The following is a 2,799-nucleotide window of genomic DNA, read 5'->3' as shown; positions in this document are numbered from 1 at the left end:
CCGCCGCAGCCAGCGCCAGAGCCGAAGAAGCCGGTTATTCGCATCGCCGCCGCGCCGCCGGAGGCGAGCAACAAGGCGCCCGTTCTGTTGCCCGCCCCCGTCGAGCGCTCGCTGATCGACGAGGCGCTGGCCGCCGGCCGCATCACCCGCTGCCCGCCCGCCTACGCCGGCACCGTCGAGGGCGGCGCCCGCCTCGACCTCGGCGGTCACCAACCGATCGAAAAATCGACCTTCAGGCATCCGCAAAGGAAGTGACCCGATGATCAACCCTCACAACATGGATGGCCGCGTCGCGGCGCAGCAGGGGCGTCCGGTGTCGACCAACCCGCACCCGGCCGGCACAAGGGCCTATTACGGGTGGCTGGCCGACTGGCACGAGGGCCAGGCGGCGCAGCTGCGCGCCGCCGATCCCAGGCGCCGCAAGCTCAACGAAATGGCGCGTCAGTACCGCCTGCAGGCCAACAGTCCTGCGCTGACCAGCGCGGCGGGAGCCTGATCATGATCAAGGCCCTGATGATCATCATCACGTCGATCAACGCCAACCCGCAGGCGCAGGCCTTGCTGGTCTCGCCGATGGAGTGCGCCGAAGCCGCCGAGGACATGGCCTTGGCCGTCGAGGCCGGCAAGGCCGAGGGGGTGGTGCTTTGCCTTTACGAGGAGGACCTGTCCTATGAGTGACCGCGAGCAGATGCTCCAGACCGAGTTGGAGGCGCAGGCTGTCGCGCTGGCCGATGCCATGTGGGCGGCCGCGGTTGAGACGGCGAAGGCCTTCGGCACGTTGCCCGCCGCCAACGCGATGCTGGCCGCCCTCGCGTCGCTCGAAGGTCAGATGCTGGGCCATGTCGTGGACGCCCGGCATCGCCGCATCCTCGCCCGCCAGCTGGACGTGCAGCGCCGCGCCGCGCAGCTCCGAACGATGGCCAGGCGAAATGCGGGCGACGGCTTCCAGACATACACCATTGGAGGGCCGCTCAATGGCTGATCCCGACAGCATCAAGGCAAAGCTGCGCGCGCTCCTCGCCAAGACGACGGCAGCCGGCTGCACCGAGCCGGAGGCGGCGAGCGCCATGGCGGCGGCCGAGCGCATCATGGCGACCCATGGCATCGACCCGGACGACATTGACTCGGTCGATGGCGAGCGGGTGAGCATCACCCGGTCGAAAACGAAATGGCCGTACTCGCGGGTCGTTTTCGCGATCGAGCGGATATCCGGCGCGACCTATCGCCTAACCTACTCGCACCGCGATCCCGCCGGCCGCCTCAAGGTGACCCTGCATTTCACGGGCCGTCCCTCGGACGTCGCCTTGGCCGAATACCTGTATGTCCTGCTGGAGTGGGCGATACGGCGCGCACAGGCCGATTTCCGGGCCACCAAGACATGGCGCCTCAAGCGCAGTCGCAAGACGCGGGGCGAGGAGATGGCGGCCTTTACCGAGGGCCTATGCGGGCGGCTGGCAGCCAAGGTTCTGGATGTCTTCAGGCATCGTTTACCGCTGCAACCGGCTGCGCGCACGGCAGTGGCGGCGGCGGAGCCCGAGCTCACCAAGGCGGAGCAGGATCGCGCAAGGAAGACGTTCCGTGCCTGGGAAAAAAGGATCCGGCGGCAGGGCTTCTGGGCCGGGGAGGCCGCCGCCGACGGCATCAATGTGACGGATGCCATAGCCGGCGAAGCGGCCGAGCCGCAGATGATCGGGAGGCAGTGATGGAAGATCATGTCAGTCATGAAGACTGGTACGACGCCGAAGTGGCGCCGAAGTTGGCCGAGCTCAGCAAGGCCTGCCTGGCCCGCGGTGTCGGGTTCATCGCCTTGGTTGCCTACGACGGCCAAGGCAGTGTCGGTCGCACGATCGCGATCCCCGAAAGCACGGCTCTCATGATCCGCATGGCCGACGCCCTCGCGCGGTGCTGGCTACCTGGGGGCAGGGCCGACATCGACATGTTCATCAGAGCGTTGGTCAAGCATGCCAAGACCTACGGACACAGCAGCATGTTCCTGGCCCAAATGGGCATTCCGGCCTCGCCGGCCGATGGGGAGACGGTAAATTGATGGCCGCCCCCGATCCCGCCAAGCGCCGGTCGCTGATCGCCGCGATCCATGCCGAAGCCAAGAAGCAGGGCATGGACGACGACTTGCGGCGCCAAGTGATCGCCAACGCGACCGGCAAGAAATCGGCGGCCGACCTCACGCTGCCCGAGCTGGGCAAGGCGCTGGACGCGATCAAGGGCCGTGCCGGGGCGCGGCAGCAGCCAGCCCGGGGCCGCGCCCTGGCGGAGAGCGATCACGCCCGCAAGATACGCGCACTGTGGTTGAGCCTGTGGAACCTGGGCGCGGTCGACAGCCCCAGCGAAGCCGCGATCGCCGCCTTCGCCAAGCGCCAGCTGCGGATCGAGGCCCTGCAGTGGGTCACCCCGCATCAGGCCTCCTCGATCATCGAGGCGCTGCGCGACATGGGCCGCCGGCATGGCTGGGACGTCAAGCCGGGGTGCACGGTCGACGAGGCCGAAACCGCGCTGGTCACCGCGCAGTTCGAGCAGTTGGTGGCGGTGCAAGACGCCACCATCCAGGAGGAGCTCACGCGCATCGTCTGCCAGGACAGGATCTCGCGGCGCGAGGTGATCCGCCGCTATGGCAATCTGATCCGCGCCCATAAGGGAGGCGCCCGTGGCTGACCTCCCGATCCAACTTCGAGCGCCCTTCGAGGCCTTCTGGAAAGCGGTCCCGAAGCGGCCCGCCGACCGCCCCGGCAAGGCGCGCGCCGAGTTCGCCCGGCTGGTCAAGGGCGGGGAGGACCCGCAGGC

Annotated in this window: 7 protein-coding genes; all 7 read left to right on the top strand. The window is 68.3% G+C overall.

Annotation, left to right across the window (positions count from 1 at the left end):
* Window positions 1–255 (top strand): hypothetical protein (locus tag WAZ62_RS14215; protein WP_422644194.1); only part of this gene is annotated, 255 nt, incomplete at its 5' end.
* A gap of 4 nt (window positions 256–259) precedes the next feature.
* Window positions 260–496 (top strand): hypothetical protein, encoded by a 237-nt coding sequence (locus WAZ62_RS14210; RefSeq protein WP_422644193.1) that lies wholly within the window; start codon window positions 260–262, stop codon window positions 494–496.
* Between the two features lie 2 nt (window positions 497–498).
* Complete coding sequence (locus WAZ62_RS14205) at window positions 499–678, top strand: hypothetical protein (protein ID WP_422644192.1); 180 nt, start codon at window positions 499–501, stop codon at window positions 676–678.
* A complete protein-coding gene (locus tag WAZ62_RS14200; RefSeq protein WP_422644191.1) occupies window positions 671–982 on the top strand; it encodes a hypothetical protein in 312 nt (103 codons plus the stop codon). The genes WAZ62_RS14205 and WAZ62_RS14200 overlap by 8 nt, the downstream gene beginning before the upstream one ends.
* Window positions 975–1,703 carry a DUF7168 domain-containing protein gene (locus WAZ62_RS14195; RefSeq protein WP_422644190.1) on the top strand — a complete coding sequence of 243 codons (729 nt, stop codon included), beginning with the start codon at window positions 975–977 and terminating at the stop codon, window positions 1,701–1,703. Before WAZ62_RS14200 ends, WAZ62_RS14195 begins: the two co-directional genes overlap by 8 nt.
* Window positions 1,703–2,047, top strand: coding sequence for a hypothetical protein (locus tag WAZ62_RS14190; RefSeq protein WP_422644189.1), 345 nt, complete (start codon window positions 1,703–1,705; stop codon window positions 2,045–2,047). Before WAZ62_RS14195 ends, WAZ62_RS14190 begins: the two co-directional genes overlap by 1 nt.
* Entirely contained in the window at window positions 2,047–2,670 is a 624-nt protein-coding gene (locus WAZ62_RS14185; RefSeq protein WP_422644195.1) for a phage protein GemA/Gp16 family protein, read from the top strand. The genes WAZ62_RS14190 and WAZ62_RS14185 overlap by 1 nt, the downstream gene beginning before the upstream one ends.
* Window positions 2,671–2,799: the final 129 nt, after the last annotated feature.

Source organism: Zavarzinia sp. (assembly GCF_049306435.1).
In the GTDB taxonomy this organism is placed as follows: Bacteria; Pseudomonadota; Alphaproteobacteria; order Zavarziniales; family Zavarziniaceae; genus Zavarzinia.
Note: the sequence above shows the minus strand (reverse complement) of the source record. Positions and strands in the feature narration are given on the sequence as shown.